This window comes from Shimazuella sp. NTD248 (genome assembly GCF_059510395.1).
The window spans coordinates 361,943-376,758 of sequence record NZ_JCAJZT010000004.1 but is presented as its reverse complement, the minus strand read 5'-3'; the positions used below and the strand labels follow the sequence as shown (position 1 = coordinate 376,758).

At 40.5% G+C, this 14,816-nt stretch carries 16 protein-coding genes and 1 other annotated feature; of the genes, 10 read left to right on the top strand and 6 right to left on the bottom strand.

The features are described 5' to 3' along the window. Positions 1–1,089: 1,089 nt before the first annotated feature. Positions 1,090–1,983, bottom strand: coding sequence for a PhzF family phenazine biosynthesis isomerase (locus AC5WOE_RS11560; protein WP_496050342.1), 894 nt, complete (start codon positions 1,981–1,983; stop codon positions 1,090–1,092). A gap of 593 nt (positions 1,984–2,576) precedes the next feature. Here AC5WOE_RS11560 and AC5WOE_RS11555 point away from each other — a divergent pair. Continuing rightward, a complete protein-coding gene (locus AC5WOE_RS11555) occupies positions 2,577–2,792 on the top strand; it encodes a hypothetical protein (RefSeq protein WP_496052640.1) in 216 nt (71 codons plus the stop codon). 521 nt (positions 2,793–3,313) lie between these two features. Next, on the top strand, positions 3,314–3,601 hold the full coding sequence (locus AC5WOE_RS11550) for a hypothetical protein (protein WP_496052639.1): 288 nt from the start codon (positions 3,314–3,316) through the stop codon (positions 3,599–3,601). 178 nt (positions 3,602–3,779) lie between these two features. Here AC5WOE_RS11550 and AC5WOE_RS11545 read toward each other — a convergent pair whose 3' ends face one another. The 3 genes from AC5WOE_RS11545 to AC5WOE_RS11535 form a co-directional block, all read right to left on the bottom strand. Further along, on the bottom strand, positions 3,780–3,905 hold the full coding sequence (locus AC5WOE_RS11545; protein ID WP_496050340.1) for a hypothetical protein: 126 nt from the start codon (positions 3,903–3,905) through the stop codon (positions 3,780–3,782). Between the two features lie 137 nt (positions 3,906–4,042). Continuing rightward, positions 4,043–4,180, bottom strand: a complete 138-nt coding sequence (locus tag AC5WOE_RS11540) for a hypothetical protein (RefSeq protein ID WP_496052638.1) — start codon at positions 4,178–4,180, stop codon at positions 4,043–4,045. A gap of 310 nt (positions 4,181–4,490) precedes the next feature. Beyond that, positions 4,491–5,816: a helix-turn-helix domain-containing protein gene (locus AC5WOE_RS11535; RefSeq protein WP_496052637.1), complete on the bottom strand. Its 1,326-nt coding sequence runs from the start codon at positions 5,814–5,816 to the stop codon at positions 4,491–4,493. Between the two features lie 187 nt (positions 5,817–6,003). On the opposite strand from AC5WOE_RS11535, the gene AC5WOE_RS11530 reads away from it, so the two are divergent. Continuing rightward, positions 6,004–6,207 (top strand): hypothetical protein, encoded by a 204-nt coding sequence (locus AC5WOE_RS11530; protein WP_496052636.1) that lies wholly within the window; start codon positions 6,004–6,006, stop codon positions 6,205–6,207. A 329-nt stretch (positions 6,208–6,536) separates the two neighbouring features. Then, complete coding sequence (locus AC5WOE_RS11525) at positions 6,537–6,713, top strand: hypothetical protein (RefSeq protein ID WP_496052635.1); 177 nt, start codon at positions 6,537–6,539, stop codon at positions 6,711–6,713. Positions 6,714–6,850: 137 nt separating this feature from the next. Here the strand turns inward: AC5WOE_RS11525 and AC5WOE_RS11520 are convergent, their stop codons facing one another. Further along, a complete protein-coding gene (locus AC5WOE_RS11520; protein ID WP_496052634.1) occupies positions 6,851–7,270 on the bottom strand; it encodes a hypothetical protein in 420 nt (139 codons plus the stop codon). A 275-nt stretch (positions 7,271–7,545) separates the two neighbouring features. On the opposite strand from AC5WOE_RS11520, the gene AC5WOE_RS11515 reads away from it, so the two are divergent. From AC5WOE_RS11515 to AC5WOE_RS11505, 3 genes are all read left to right on the top strand, one after another. After that, the gene (locus AC5WOE_RS11515; protein ID WP_496050335.1) at positions 7,546–8,547 is read left to right on the top strand and encodes a hypothetical protein; all 1,002 of its coding nucleotides are present in this window, start codon (positions 7,546–7,548) and stop codon (positions 8,545–8,547) included. A gap of 270 nt (positions 8,548–8,817) precedes the next feature. After that, positions 8,818–9,375, top strand: a complete 558-nt coding sequence (locus AC5WOE_RS11510) for a hypothetical protein (protein WP_496050334.1) — start codon at positions 8,818–8,820, stop codon at positions 9,373–9,375. Between the two features lie 70 nt (positions 9,376–9,445). Next, the gene (locus tag AC5WOE_RS11505; RefSeq protein WP_496050333.1) at positions 9,446–9,625 is read left to right on the top strand and encodes a hypothetical protein; all 180 of its coding nucleotides are present in this window, start codon (positions 9,446–9,448) and stop codon (positions 9,623–9,625) included. 467 nt (positions 9,626–10,092) lie between these two features. On the opposite strand, the gene AC5WOE_RS11500 is transcribed toward AC5WOE_RS11505, so the two are convergent. Beyond that, positions 10,093–10,635, bottom strand: a complete 543-nt coding sequence (locus AC5WOE_RS11500; protein ID WP_496050332.1) for a DUF4309 domain-containing protein — start codon at positions 10,633–10,635, stop codon at positions 10,093–10,095. Between the two features lie 335 nt (positions 10,636–10,970). Here AC5WOE_RS11500 and AC5WOE_RS11495 point away from each other — a divergent pair, with 335 nt between their 5' ends. The 3 genes from AC5WOE_RS11495 to AC5WOE_RS11485 all read left to right on the top strand — a co-directional run bounded on the left by AC5WOE_RS11495 (position 10,971) and on the right by AC5WOE_RS11485 (position 14,728). Then, positions 10,971–12,062: a quinone-dependent dihydroorotate dehydrogenase gene (locus tag AC5WOE_RS11495; protein WP_496050331.1), complete on the top strand. Its 1,092-nt coding sequence runs from the start codon at positions 10,971–10,973 to the stop codon at positions 12,060–12,062. Between the two features lie 44 nt (positions 12,063–12,106). After that, positions 12,107–12,322: a binding site (T-box leader), on the top strand. A gap of 58 nt (positions 12,323–12,380) precedes the next feature. Continuing rightward, on the top strand, positions 12,381–13,496 hold the full coding sequence (gene proB, locus AC5WOE_RS11490; protein ID WP_496050330.1) for a glutamate 5-kinase: 1,116 nt from the start codon (positions 12,381–12,383) through the stop codon (positions 13,494–13,496). Continuing rightward, complete coding sequence (locus tag AC5WOE_RS11485; protein ID WP_496050329.1) at positions 13,481–14,728, top strand: glutamate-5-semialdehyde dehydrogenase; 1,248 nt, start codon at positions 13,481–13,483, stop codon at positions 14,726–14,728. Before proB ends, AC5WOE_RS11485 begins: the two co-directional genes overlap by 16 nt. Positions 14,729–14,816: the final 88 nt, after the last annotated feature.

The window sequence follows — 14,816 nt, the reverse complement described above, 5'->3', positions numbered from 1 at the left end:
AAAGAGACGTAAGCAAAAGAAGAGAGCTCTGCCTCTCTTCTTTTTTTCCAAGAAATGATATCATCATCCTAATTCTTTGTTTGGGAGCGGTGCTATGTATTTATCCTCTGTCAATAGCTTTTTACAAGGTATCAAACCATCCTGCTACGAAAATCGCACGAAGTTAGACGCTGTTCAATTGGACAAACTTAGCGTATATCCATATTACGATGACAACGAGGAATTTACATTATATTTCCGAGACGAAATATTAAAAAAACACTTTCTAACTGACATTTATGGTTAAGAGCGTAAAAGCCCGGAATACATACGCCTATTTGGTGATATTCTCGGCTACCCGCCAAAAGCTACAAAGTTCTTCTCAGATTACCAAGCTAAAAAGAAAATAGATGTTGCCGCAGCATCTTCTTACTTTCAAAGCGTTAAAGTGAATATATTATATTGCGGAATTCAATTTATGAGCCATGTAGAAGATGTAGAGGAAAACGCGTTATGGTTGTGGGAGCAGTACAAGCATGACAGCCCGCTTCGGTTTAAATTAATACAGCCAGACGCAGACTCTATACAAATTGTTATTCCCTTTCGAGATTTCGAAGGTTTAAAACGCGGAGTTAATGAGTGTTTTAAGTTCCATCACATATCGATCATACATACATAAAGACCCTAATGGGTCTTTTTCACTTTTTTAATCCAATTGATTTTGGAGATTTCCATCCGTATCGTTTAGAATCTATCAAAAGTAAGGGGGAATCCTAATATTTTTTTAAAGTAAATCAGCCGGCCCGCCGATATCCGAAGATATCAACGGGCCGGACTCCTTTGGTGCTAGACCTCACCGCCCCCCGCGGACTGCCGCTCGGGCGTCCAGCATGGTCTTGATCTTGCCCATACGGAGGAGAGTCTCCTGCCGCGAGGGCTGAGTCTGCTTGGAGGGTTTGGTGGTGTTGGTCATGGTTGTTCTCCCAAATGGAGGTAGTAGGAAATAGATCCCTATGTACTATCCACTATACCACGATAAAAAAGAAAATCCACACAATAAATATTTACAATTTCAATACTTTAGATGAGGCCATTTGATAACCCCCTATTCTACAAAACGACTTCAAAGTCTCTCACATACACTGCATTTCCAGAGATTTCGATGTCATAATTCCCTTTAAACTCAGAGACATTTACGATAACTCGACCATCTTTCCCCATTTCCTGTCCTTGCTCTACGATAAGGCTTAGAGACTTTTTAAAATCGGTCTCTATATACTTAGCATAAAATGCTCCCATAACACCCGAAGCAGTTCCTGTTACTGCATCCTCTACTGTTCCAGAATAAGGTGAAGAGAAGTGTCGAGCATGCATATGGGCATTAAAATCATAGGTTTCTAAACAAAATGGGTGAATGGATGCTTTTGGCATTTCTTTTAAAATGGCTGGAAATAACTTATTTTCAGGCTTCATTTTTTTGAAGGCATCAAGTTTATGAATTGGAATCAAGAGAGTCCATGTACCTGTACTTCCATATAAGATAGGTAAATTTTGATCTATGTCCTCTTTTGTTAAACCAATTGATTTAGCTAATTCTTCTTTTGAACCGTTAAATTCCTCAAACAGTGGTGAAGCCTGTTTCATCGTTATATATATTTCATTATCCCTGCTTGAATTGATTTTTATTGGTAGAACACCTGCTTTTGTTTCCAATGTAAAATTTGCCTTACCAGCCGACATTCCTTTCTGTTGTAAGGCATACATCGTTGCCATTGTTGCGTGTCCACACAAATTTACTTCGTGACCAGGAGTAAAATAACGGATTCTTAAGTCTGCCTTATCCGATTTAATTGGAAAAGCAGTCTCATTAAAGCCGACTTTAAGGGCGATTTCCTGCATTTCCTCAACGGTTAAACTGTCTCCATCAAAAACAACACCTGCTGGATTTCCTTTGTCAGGTTCCTTGCTAAACGCATCATAATGATAAACCTTTATGGATTTCACTTTTAAATTCCCCCTAATTTTAAAGTGATAACTCTCCTTGTTAACAATCCTTTAATATATTTCTCAAAAATAATATATCTATATTAATATTTTTATAGATTTAATTTCTATAAAAATATGCCATTTCGAAGTGGAATATATCTGAAAAATAATATACTCCTAACAGATACTCTATTATTTTTTGATATATAAAATAGTTTAAACCATAAATGATTTTTCAATCCTCTTTCTTTTATATCATCTAACTTAAACCTTCATCAAATCACCATAATTGTACTTACTGACCGTTTCAACTTAATAAGAAAACCAATTCGATTGGCATATTGCACAAGTTATTTGTTTTTAAATAATTTCCTAATAATCAGAAATATGATACAATACATACGGGACTAGTTCCCAACAAGATTCCACCCTCGAGCAGAAAGAGAAGAGGATGAATCCACCTGGCAAACCCACAATTACGCTTGTGAGGTATGGGCACCCGCCCACAAGCAAGAAGCGAGGAAAGCGGAGGTTCCAAACCGGGGAGACCTGCCCTGATGTCTTCGGGCTTCCTGGAGTGAGCTTCACCGAATTGCGGAAGGCAATCGTCAATGCAACAACGACGACGGCCTGACGACGTCTGTGTAGCGGTCATGGGCACTGGGGTGTCGATCGACGAAATCGAAGGTCTTCGTGAGCTGAACGGAGACTATATCGGCCCTGACGCTGCTGTTGTGATCGTCCCGCTAGAAGTCCTTAAACCTGCAATCGATGACGCCGTAAGGGCATCCGAAATGGAAGCTGGCGTTACCGAAGGTGATTCATAAGGACATCACCTCGCCTCCCCTCGCAATAGAGGGGAGGCGAGCCAGCTATTATCATTATATCTTCAATAAATCAAAGGAAATGGATGTTCCCAACATCTCTACCAAATGAGTATTCACCTTATGCGACATTGGGGACGGTTCTCTTGTCGCACTGTGCCCTAAAAAAATCCTTACTTATCCATAGAATTGGCAGGGCAAGAAAGAATGTTTATTTTTCTTTCACCATTCTGAAAAATAAACATTTCATCTACACTTATCTTTCTTATTGTCGTACAAATTCCCCAATCTATTCTTTCCATATCTGATATTCCTAGTATCTTCTAAAGATTTAACTAGCATTACTTTTCATATAAACGATTATGCGACAAGAGAACCGTCCCCTTGTCGCATAGTGAACCTCTCTTATCTTAGTTCGAAAGTCGTTGCTGATAGATAGAAGACATCAAAATTATACTATTCATTCCTTTGTCAGAATAGTATAATCAAATAAACCGAAATATTTTCTGGAGGTTGAGATAATCGTGTTCGACCCCAAAATTGCAGCGGAAAAGGCTGCTATTGCCTCGGAGTGGGACGTTTTCTTCGAGGACATCGCCGCGGAAAAGGCTGCTATTGCCTCGGAAAAGGCTGCTATTGCCTCGGAAAAGGCTGCTATCGCCTCGGAGTGGGACGTTTTCTTCGAGGACATCGCCGCGGAAAAGGCTGCTATTGCCTCGGAAAATGCTGCTGTTACCGGAGAGCGCGCAGCGGTTACGAAGAAAATGCAGCCTGGTACTCCCCTTGCGCTGAGGGCATGGCTGGTTCGCTGACCACCAGCGGGCGACACATCATTTCCCTCCCATTTCTGTTGAGTCTGGACAAGCGTTAGTCTATGTCCAGGCTCCCGATATATAAGGACAACATATAGATGAGAGTCACCTATTGGATGACTCTTTTGATTTGTACAATTTGTCCCATGATTTCCTTGTTCTAGCAAAACGAACTCTATTATGTATACACTGGCTTGAAATGAAGAAACTGGGCACACTGCTCTACTCCATACTGTAATTCATCAAAATCCCGATAATGAACAACAATTTGTGTTGCGACAAGGGGACGGTTCTTGCGTCGCATATCCCTCTTATGGAAATCAAATAATGATTCATAAAATGGTAAAACCATATCAAAAGAAAAAGAATGAGATAATTAATCTATCTTATTCCATACATGTTTAAGTAAAACTATTTAATTTCAACATTTTCAGGTTATTATCAGATTGGAATGCGACATGAGAACCGTCCCCTTGTCGCACATTTCGGACAGACTTGCGTAAATGATTTTTTCTCTGCTTTTTCATCTTCTTTTTGATCATCATTACTGCCCCAGAACAAACTTACAAAATCATTCATCATCCTTCACCTCTTTTACTTATAAGTAGGTGATTTTTATTATGGATGATGGTGCAAATGGAATATATCTAATATTTCATCAATTACGTCTGTTTCATACTACTATAGGAGAACATTAAGGTAAAGGGAAATTGATGGTTTTGGTAGTAGATCAAAAACCCTGCTCTATACCAAATGAGTGCAGGGTTTTTCCATTATAAAAGTACATCGGATACCATAAACTACTTTCTATCCTTATATTTCTGACTATTGGATAAAATGGTATGCCAATGGTCTCCCGCAGGATCAGCAGCCCCACCACCATACATAATTAGCTAACTCCTCTCTCTGAACGATATAACTTTGTTGCATATTTTAAGAAGTTCGTATTATCTTGTAAAGCATCATAGCAAGTACATAAGCTTGACATACTTTTGTTCGTTAACTCTTCAAACATATATTCCCTTGATATTTGTTCTGCTTCAATACAAAGGGAAACAGCTTGATTATGGTGACTCTGTTGAATATACCACTCCCCTAAGACTAACAAAGATTGTGCTAGTATCCAATTATCTCTAATCTTTCGACAGATTTGTATTGAGCGCTCGACAAGTTGTTTTGCTTTTTTCCATTGGTGTTTTCCTATGAGTAGCTTGGCAAAGTGGACATACGCAAATGGAAAAAGTTCTTCTTTCCCTTGGAGGGTATTTTCTAAATCCATTGCTTTTAGAAAATACCTTTCTGCATTTGGAATATCATTTAAACTCTCATAAATAATGCTCATTTGTGCCCACAGTCTAAATAAATACTCAAAGTCATTATTCGTCTTTGCTAATCGTACCCCTTTTTTAGCATACTCGAGTGCGCGTTCATTCATATGAAGTTTATTTAGAACACTTGCATACATGATATACATACGAATAATTACCGAAGTACGGAATTCCTGTTCAAGTGAAAGACTCGCTCTAATATGTTTTTCCAATTCTTCGATGCAAAGCAGAGATTTTTCTAGTAAGTTTAATCGTTCTAAATAAATACTTTTGTTAAGCAAAAGTAACCCAAAATGAAAATTTTGGTCTTCTTGATCATGGTAAAAATCCAATCCTTTGACTGTTGAATTCAAAGCTTGATGAAACTGGTCTTGTTGATAATAAACAATGCCCAAATTCAAATAACACCTTGGTATTAGGTTATCAACTGCTAATTCCGGTTGCATTTCAGAGATTTGAATTGATTGCAAATAGCAATCTTGTGCCATTTTCCAGTCTTTGTTAGCATAGTAATACTTCGCCTTTAAAAATGAAACAAATGGCTGTAATATTGGAATACTCTCGATTTGTTCTTCTTGATTTAATTTTTTTAAGTCCTCAAAAGCTTTTTTAGGATTTGGAATCAAGATTTCCTCGATATCTTCTAGCTTCTCTTTTAAATCAATAATTTTCTTATCCGCTTCACTTGCCATCCCAAATAATATTCCTTTGCCTAACTTCTCAGCATAGTACTGATACTTTTCCAAGCTAACTGTTGGCATTCCACGCTCAATCAAGCTAATCGTCGTACCACCAAGGGCAATTTCTTCGGACAGCTTTTCAATACTTTTTTTAAGTTTTTTCCGTTCTGCACGTAAAATGCCACCAATTTGAACAAGATCAAGCAACTTCCATCTCTCCTACGGTAGATACATCCCCATCTACTGTTTATTTTCCTAATTATAGGTATAACATTCCGAAAACTAGGAAGTCAACTGTATATTGTTCTGATATTTCGGATTAGTAAAAATAGGTTTACCCGATTAAAATAAAGCCAAGTAAAGATAGATTTACCAGCAGGAAGAGGAGATAGCTATGGATTTACGACTAAAAATCGAAGGAGATAGTAAGGTAGTTCGAGATTTCATTCATTATATTCGCATGGATGACCGCTACACTTTTTATGAATCTGCTAAATATATATTTTCCCCTGAAAGAGATCAAGTCGAGTTTATCTTCGCTGGGAGGGGTATAAATGACACTGGCACACATGAAACAGATCGGGAAAGAGTTGGCTAGATACTTGGTCTATTGTTGTGAGCAAGAGGATTATGTTATCCGTATCATTTACGCTTAGCGACTTCTCGTCTTGCACTGATCGAGGCAATCTACTTCCTCTATCAAAATGGAGAGCCTATCGCCACCCAAAGTAGAGAGCCTATCCAGCTCACTGCTCAGCAAATAGAGGAATTATGTACGTTTATCCACTCAAGTGACATCCGTGACGTAAGAAAGCTTCATACTTCGATGATTTGTGATATCGCGACTTTTGATCTTGAGAAAATCCATCAGATCGAACAGTATATCGAACAACTGCTGGCTGATAGGTGTGAAGGGGAGATCAACCGATGATGGAGACAACCAATATAACCTATGTGACATTAGAAACAGAAAATGGCTCTGTTACCATTGAACTGCTACATGCTTGTAAAACACAAAATGATGATCATACGGTTCAGGTAAAAGGCGTGAGCTATGATATTTTCGCCATTCCTGTAAATCACCGAAATCATTCTAATGACTAATTCTTTCTAACTTCTTTCTATAACTTTGACTTGAAATGCGCCGCCCCCACACAAGTATCGATCCTTGACAAGGATGATTCCTGTATGGGGGCGTGTTTACGCGGGAGGGTGTGCCCTTTTCCTCCTATGGGTTACTGCTACTTGAGCAAGTGGTACCAGTGGAAGAAGTCCCCCGCCTTCTGGAAGACCCAGAGCTGGGAGTCAATTTGCACCCAAGCAACTTGCCCCTCTGTCAGGTCGGTCAGCTTGACGGTGGGTCCACTCCAGCCTTCGGCCATCCGGTTCTCGACCTTCGGCCATTCCCCGAATTCGTAATCGTCTTCGAAGAACAGCGTTCCCTCAGGCAGATTCGACCAGCTGCTCGGCAGGGTTTTTCCCATGTGAAACAGCTTCGTCACATGGGTAACCGAGCCATGTCCCGAGGCCAAACTCTTGGGTGAAAGAAAAGCTAGTAGAACGACGTCCGCGCCAAGGCATCCTGCCATTCTCGCAAAGGCAACCTCGTCATGGAACAGATCACTCATTCCATACCTTTCCGAATGTCCTGTGTAGGACATCCTCCTGCATACGATTGGAACTAGTATGTATTATATCAGACATTTTGTTGACCAAGAAAGATATTTCTAACACAAAGAAAACGATAGAAAAGAACTAAAGAAATATAACAAAAAAAGAACAACGAATTCCCACTTCCATCTGTTTAGGCAATTATTATTAGTTAGGAAAAATATCGTGTCCTCTTCCTCATATTCTATGTTCACAAATAAAATATTGATTTACAATAAGGGTAAGCAAGCAAAAGTCCACATCCAAGCGAAAGTGAAGGCAAACCATGCAGTCGATGTCTCTCAAGGGCTTCCGCATCTTCCTCAGCGACGAGAACGGTGAGGATGTCCTCATCGTCAACCCCCACAACGGCGGGGTGTATGAGCGAGTCGAGGTCGAAGACGGGGTCGTGTTTACCCCTCTGCTGGTGAGCACTTGGAATTACTGGGAGGCAACTCAGGCTACCACCCGCCATCTGGTCAACCCAGCGAATATGGATGACGAGGAGTTCGCGGAGTACCTCTCCAATCCCCTCAGCAACCAGGTCTACGTTCCCGGATCGTCGGAGCACAAGTACTGGAGCTTCTACCGTGTCTTCGACGGTGACGAAGTGAGGGGCATGCCGAATGACGGCTTTCCTCTCTACAGCGGCGAGTTCAGCATCATCGGCGACCGACTCACGCTGAGCGAGGCCTGGTGGGAAGACGGGACCGAGCGACCGCTGGACACCAGGACGTATTCGGAAGCGGTGCAAGTGCGTACTCCGAAAGACGGGGAGGATGACGAGTACGAGTACGGGAAGTTCGCAGCCGCAAACCGCCTGGAGTCCCAGTTGTACTCGATGGAAAATCCCGGCGTGATTCAAGGGATTCATGGCCTGACCCCCTCGTACTGCAAGTCTGGGAAGATCGACGTGATCCCCCTCCCCACCACTTGGACTCCGTACATCGAGAGGGAAGATAGTGTCTGGGAGCGCAAGGGTGTCGGTCGAATCACGGTACTGGTGCTGGAGACCCAGTCTAGGCCCCAGTTCCGCGGTATCCTGTGCAAGGAAGATGGAACCGAGATCCTGCTGACCCGCGTCGAAGATGGAGTCTGGTACTACGGAATCACCCTCGAGTGTGAAGGTGTGGGTCAGTTCAACCTCTGGTCTGACTTGACCGAGGAGACCACGACGGGACGGTGGATCGACGACCGTCATCTCGGTAAGGCGAAGAGGCACCTCGATCGAGTCAACAAGCAGTGGGCCAAGATCATGCATTGCCTGACGGATTCGGCTGCTGCGTGACTCCTTCATAACTGCATACCGGATGTGGGCCTCCCCTGTGCTGCTTCAGCGCAGGGGAACCATTTATAGTAGAACTAGAGGGTATTTCATCCTATGTACTTATTTTCCAAATTTGACTCTTATGTGCTGGAATGGCATATTTTTAATAAATCATTATTTGTAACCATATCTGAAAGACTTTTATTCTTTTGCTTGAATTTTATAGGATTAGTAGTAGAGAGGCAGGGGAAAAGAGAAAGGGCAATAGTTTTCCAAGAAAGGAACATCACATTGACTGATTATCCTGATTTTGGTCTAACTTTTGAAGAAGGCTTTTTATTGGGAATAAAACCTGCCATTTATGCATGGAACGAAGACCTCCTGTATAATCATTATCAATCCTACCCATCTCTTGAAATGAACAAATTTCGTGGAGATAATGAGGGATATCGTTTGTTTTTCCAAACTGAAGCATTACGAGAAAAATTTTTGGAACAATCAAAAAACATTTATCGGTCAAACTCCCCTGAATTTCATCACTTGTTAGGACTTACCCTTGGCTTCCCTCCAAAAGCAGTCGCATTTTATCTTCTACTTCGTTTTGTAAAATCGAAAGAAGCGAAGAAAAACTCCATGCTTCATCATTACTGTGGTCTACACTTTTCCGGTCATATCGATAACTTGATTGAAAACGTCCAATGGATTTGGAATACGTACCCCAAACAGCAGCAAATGGATATGAGCTTACGTTTGCATAAGGATCTTCCAATATACAAGGTGGAATACGGTGATTTAGCGGGATTAGAAAAAGCAGAAATGGAGTTAAGGAAGGAGATAGAATCAATCTGAACACTCCTCTATCCGATTTGATTGTCTATGAAAAGGGAGAATTCATGCCAAAAAGATTAGGGGTGAATGGATGGACATTACAAACTATAAAAAGTCCCAACAAATAGAAATATTTGGTGGGGTTCATTTTGATAAAGTATTATCTAAATTATTGGAAAAAAAGCTAATAGAAAACAAATTTGCAGAAATACACCAAGTCGTACAAAGAGATGAATATTCATACATGGTTATCTTTAATGTTTACAACTGACTGCCATTTGGCGGTTTTTATTTTTTAAGTATGGGATCGGGAGATCTCCACAAAACCCCATTAAATAACATTTCAGTTTAAAAGTTAAACTGCAAACCTTTCATTTCTTAGAATGACAATTGCACCCCTATTAGGAACTATAAACGTTCTCAATTAAAAAACCCCTGTCTCTCCATTATCAGAGAGCAGAGGGATTATCCTTTTAAACATCCTATTTCACTTAATATATTTCCCCAACATTATACTCAGCAGAAGCAGGGCTTTCTTTGAACATGATCACCTCCGCTTTCGGTTTTACACCTTTTTGTGAGCTTTGATAAACTTGTCCAGTATAGCAAGATTTCTGCCCTTTGTTGATTCGTCCATTGCCACCTTCGTCGCAGGAAACAAATTCGATATTATTCTTAAAGCAATTCCAAATTAATAGAATTGCTTTCTGCTGATGAATCTATCTTAGATGGATCTAATTAAAAAACGTGTACTTCTTTGATTGTATCAGGAGCATTCCCTGCTTTGTTATAGTAAAAGTCAATTTGTAATGTATGTTTTCCAGCTTTATAGGTTAAATAAACCCCATCATCGCCTCTTATTTCTCTAACAGGTTTTCCTAATTCCCGTTTTACTTCCTTGTAAGTAATACCATGATACTTTTTATCAAAAGAATTGATTTGATATACATGATTTTTCTCAGCAAAGAAACTGATTTGATGTTTATTATAGTAAAGGTGAACGGCATCTGATCCCTTATCTGGTTTTCCCCATTTTCTTACGATATCTTTCGTTTTGGAACCAAGTGAGAAGTGTCCGCTATTTATTGTTTTACCAGCTGCTGCATTACTCTTAATTTCTCTAATGGTTTGTTGGTGGAAATCATGATGATGGGTATGTTGATGATATTCTACTGTTTTTGGAGCAGCATAAGTAATATTTATCGTAGTGGTTGCAACACCAGTTATTAACAGTCCAGTTGCTAAGCTAAAAGCAATTGCAGTATTTTTCCAATTTTTCATAGGTTTTCACCCTTTCACTGAATATAGTTATATTTTAAAATTCTTTTCAATCAAAATAAATGCTCATTTTTGTCTGCATTGTTTCAAAACAATGTGTAAAATTAGACATGCTAATTAATATACTTTTCTATTTAAATACGATTACCATGAGTGTCCTTTTTGGTACGAGGATAGCTGCAACTTAAATGTTCTTGAACCTCCATTCTTGATGGAAAAATAAATTATCTGAAAATCCAAAATAGACCACATACAATTTTCAACACAAAGTATCCTCTTATTTCTCAGTATTCTATGGTATGCTACTTTAGATATGTTTTGTAGAAAGGACGCTACCAATGGTATATAAATCGCTTCGTAAATTCCTTTTTCGGATGAATGCGGAACAAGCTCATACAATGACGATTCGGGCTTTGCAAGTGATGCAAAGCACACCTAAAATCAGCACATTTATTCAAAAAAGATTTACCATAATAGATAAACGTTTAGAAAGTACAGTATGTGGCCTATCTTTCCCTAATCCTGTAGGCTTAGCGGCTGGATTTGATAAACATGCCAATGTTTATAATGGGCTAGCTGCTTTTGGGTTTGGCTTTGTCGAAGTGGGAACATTGACCCCGAGGCCCCAGGTTGGAAATCCAAAACCAAGACTCTTCCGTTTGGTAGAAGATGAAGCGATTATCAATCGCATGGGCTTTAACAATCATGGGGTAGAAGATGCCAAAAACACGTTTCAAACCCTCCCCAAACCAAATATCCCAATCGGGATCAACTTGGGTAAAAACAAAGATACCCCCAATGACCAAGCAAGCAGTGATTATCGAAGCGGACTGATGAGTCTCTATGATTATGCAGACTACTTCGTTCTTAATGTCAGTTCTCCCAATACAGAAGGCCTTCGTGATCTTCAACACGTGGATGCACTCCAAAAATTACTCACTTCCGTACTATCTACACGAGATGAGTTACTAAAAGAGACAAGCTCTTATCGCCCTGTTCTTTTAAAAATCGCACCAGATCTCAATCTGGAGCAGATGAAGGATATCATCCAAACGGCTATAAAGTCTGGAATCGATGGTATCATTGCTACCAATACCACTATTTCCCGGGAAAACTTGCATTCTTCTCCTTTTACCCAAGAAAGTGGAGGCTTAAGCGGTCGACCACTCACCCAGAAATCAACAGAATTTGTTCGTCATATTTATCATATTACCGAAGGTAAAACTCCAATTATTGGAGTAGGCGGTATATTCTCAGGAGCAGATGCATATGAAAAGATATGTGCAGGAGCAGATTTGATTCAAGTGTACACGGGAATGATTTATGAAGGTCCGGGAATAGCCCGTAAAATCAATACAGAATTACTCGCGATCTTAGAAGAAAAAGGGGTTCATTCCTTAAGTGAAATCGTTGGTTCGAAAACTAGTTGACAACTGACTTGTAAATTCGGTATCGTAATGGAACAGTTATACTTCAGCAAGCAATGATGGAGTGAAGCATGTCTTAATTGGGATGTTTAGAGAGTAGGATTCTCGGCTGGAAAATCCTATCATCCTGGAGACAGATCCCGCCTCCAGAGCTACTCGTGAAAAGCGGGTCGGTGAGAACCGATATGATCTAATAGAGTGGGTTTTATATGTCCTCATATAAAATCAATGAAGGTGGTACCACGAAGCCATTCGTCCTTCTCTGGGATGAATGGCTTTTTTATTTTTATAAAACTACTTCAAAAAAGGAGGGATTTCCAGTTGAAAAGGATTGTCGTAAAAGTAGGTTCTAGCAGCTTGGTTGATGAATTGGGTTCCTTGAGTCGATCTAAAGTGAATCAATTGGTTTCGCAACTGGTATACCTACACCGACAAAAGCTCCAATTGATCCTCGTCACTTCAGGCGCTGTTGCTGCCGGTGTTGGAGCTTTGAGTTGGAATCGAACAACAATGACTATGCCTGAAAAACAAGCGGCAGCAGCAGTTGGGCAATCTGTTTTAATTCAACAGTATCAAGAAAGTTTTGCACACTATCATATTCCTGTAGCTCAATTATTACTGACTCGGTCTGACATCGAAGATCGAAAACGTTTTATTCATATTCGCAATACGATAGAACCTCTTTTGCATCACGGCATTATCCCTATTATTAATGAAAATGACACAGTAACAGTAGAAGAAATTCGCTTTGGAGATAACGACACTCTTGGCGCATTGGTTTCCTTAGTTGCAGCGGCCGACCTCTATATCATGTTATCGGATATCGATGGTCTGTACACTGCAAATCCCCGAATAGACAAAAATGCCAAACTGCTCCATCAGATCGAAGCGATCACGCCTGAACTTTGGCAGATTGCTGGAGGAAATGGCAGTTCAGTCGGTACAGGCGGAATGAAAACCAAACTGCAAGCCGCACAGATTGCTACTCAATCTGGTGTAAATGTACGAATTGCAAATAGTAAAAGACCTCATGTTTTACAACACATCATCGCTGGTGACACAATTGGAACACACTTCATTGCTGATACTCCGTTAAAAAAGAAAAAACCATGGATTGCCTATGGTACAAGAGCGGAAGGAAGTGTAATCGTGGATACTGGTGCATATGTAGCTTTAACAAAAGGAAATTCTAGTTTATTACTTGCAGGCATTCTTTCAACAACAGGTGATTTTGTAGAAGGTTCTGTAGTGGAAATTTGTCACCAAGAAAAAACTATTGGCAAAGGTATTGTTCATCTGTCAAGTCGCGATATAGACCAGCTCATCAGCAAACGCCATGAAGGTGAGCCTCTGCCTCTTCTTCCAGAAGTGATCCATCGGGATCAACTTGTCTTATTATCATCCAAAAGGAGTGTTCCCCTTTGCTCGAAAAGCTAACAACACAAGCAAAAGCAGCATCACGTAAACTTGTCAGCCTAAGTAGTGAGGAAAAAAATAAGGCTATCCGCCATATCGGCCAAGTACTTTGGCAACAACGAGAAACTATTTTAAATGAAAATGAAAAAGATTTAGATGCCAGTAGAAAACAGGGCTTAACTGAAGCTAAATTGGATCGTTTACGTTTAGATGAGACTCGTATACAAGACATGATTACAGGCCTTGAACAAATCGCAGAGTTAGATGACCCTGTGGGTCAAACCATCCAAACCATCGAGCGGCCAAACGGACTCACGATCGAACAAGTTCGTGTTCCCTTTGGTGTTATTGGGATTATTTATGAATCAAGGCCAAATGTGACCGTAGATGCAGCTGGTTTGACGCTAAAAACCGGAAATGCCGTTATATTACGCGGCGGAAAGGAAGCGATTAACACCAACATTGCCTTAGTAAATGCACTTCGAGATGGGCTGAAAGAGACATCACTTCCCGAAGACGCGATTCAAATCATCCAGCAAACCGAAAGACAAACCATCGAGCAATTGATTCGCAGCAAAGGAAAGGTTGACTTAATCATCCCTCGTGGTGGTGCGGGACTTATTCAATATGTTTTGGAACATTCCCTCGTTCCAGTGATCGAAACTGGTGTAGGGAACTGTCATGTCTACGTAGATAAAGAGGCCAATCTGCATATGGCATTAGATATTACTGTCAATGCAAAAGTTCAACGTCCTTCTGTCTGCAACGCGATTGAATCTTTACTTGTGCATGAACAAATCGCAGCTGCTTTTTTACCTGCACTCGTGCCGATACTAAAAGAAAAAGGCGTTACGATTCGCGGCTGTGAACAGACACTTGCTATACTTTCCGATCAAGCAGTCGAAGCGGCGACAGAAGCTGACTTTGATACCGAATTCCTCGATCTTATTTTAGCGATCAAAGTGGTTAAAGATACAACAGATGCGATATCTCACATCGACCGCTTTGGTACCAATCATTCAGAAGCGATTGTTACCGAAAATAAAGAGACTGCAAACCAATTCCTCACAAGCGTAGATGCAGCAGCAGTGTACCACAATGCCTCCACTCGCTTCACCGATGGATTTGAATTTGGTTTTGGAGCCGAAATTGGCATTTCCACACAGAAGCTACATGCGAGAGGGCCGATGGGGTTAAAAGAATTGACCAGTTATAAATATTTGATTCATGGGGATGGACAGGTAAGAGAATAAGACGCATCCCATTGAATGCGCCTATTCTATATTTTCAAATGTTATTTTCCCCGGCCCTGCTAGAATCTTCTCTAGCAGGGCCTTTGTT

What these genes read in the sequence shown, in the direction of transcription:
- AC5WOE_RS11555 (WP_496052640.1), top strand. Translation starts at nt 2,577, where the DNA reads ATGCAACAACGACGACGGCCTGACGACGTCTGTGTAGCGGTCATGGGC.
- AC5WOE_RS11545 (WP_496050340.1), bottom strand. Translation starts at nt 3,905, where the DNA reads ATGCGACGCAAGAACCGTCCCCTTGTCGCAACACAAATTGTTGTTCAT.
- AC5WOE_RS11540 (WP_496052638.1), bottom strand. Translation starts at nt 4,180, where the DNA reads ATGAATGATTTTGTAAGTTTGTTCTGGGGCAGTAATGATGATCAAAAA.
- AC5WOE_RS11530 (WP_496052636.1), top strand. Translation starts at nt 6,004, where the DNA reads ATGGATTTACGACTAAAAATCGAAGGAGATAGTAAGGTAGTTCGAGAT.
- AC5WOE_RS11525 (WP_496052635.1), top strand. Translation starts at nt 6,537, where the DNA reads ATGATGGAGACAACCAATATAACCTATGTGACATTAGAAACAGAAAAT.
- AC5WOE_RS11520 (WP_496052634.1), bottom strand. Translation starts at nt 7,270, where the DNA reads ATGTCCTACACAGGACATTCGGAAAGGTATGGAATGAGTGATCTGTTC.
- AC5WOE_RS11515 (WP_496050335.1), top strand. Translation starts at nt 7,546, where the DNA reads ATGCAGTCGATGTCTCTCAAGGGCTTCCGCATCTTCCTCAGCGACGAG.
- AC5WOE_RS11505 (WP_496050333.1), top strand. Translation starts at nt 9,446, where the DNA reads ATGGACATTACAAACTATAAAAAGTCCCAACAAATAGAAATATTTGGT.
- AC5WOE_RS11500 (WP_496050332.1), bottom strand. Translation starts at nt 10,635, where the DNA reads ATGAAAAATTGGAAAAATACTGCAATTGCTTTTAGCTTAGCAACTGGA.
- AC5WOE_RS11495 (WP_496050331.1), top strand. Translation starts at nt 10,971, where the DNA reads ATGGTATATAAATCGCTTCGTAAATTCCTTTTTCGGATGAATGCGGAA.